This is a genomic window from Marinomonas arctica (assembly GCF_003259225.1).
GTDB lineage: Bacteria > Pseudomonadota > Gammaproteobacteria > Pseudomonadales > Marinomonadaceae > Marinomonas > Marinomonas arctica.
Window position 1 is genome coordinate 1 of the sequence record NZ_QHJF01000113.1, and the last position, 306, is coordinate 306.

The following is a 306-nucleotide window of genomic DNA, read 5'->3' on the forward strand; positions in this document are numbered from 1 at the left end:
TACTTCATTAAAAGGAGGTTACTATGAAACTTGCAAAAAGAAACTGGAACAATTTTTCACTTTTTTCGCCCATGTTTGATAATTTTAACCGTGAGCTTTTAAACTGGGACAACAAAAACTATTCATCAACAAGTACCACTGTTCCTGCAGTCAACATTAAGGAAAACGGAGACACTTTCGAAGTGGAGGTCGCTGCCCCCGGTATGGCCAAAGACGATTTCAAGGTCACACTCGACGGCAATCTCCTGACCATATCTTCGGCTAAGCAGGAAGAAAACGAGGAACATAAAGACAACTATACACGCC

Annotated in this window: 1 protein-coding gene; it reads left to right on the top strand. The window is 41.5% G+C overall.

The annotated features are described in order from the left end of the window. Positions 1–23: 23 nt before the first annotated feature. On the top strand, positions 24–306 hold a 283-nt coding region (locus tag DK187_RS21060; RefSeq protein WP_162623589.1), incomplete at its 3' end, for an Hsp20/alpha crystallin family protein.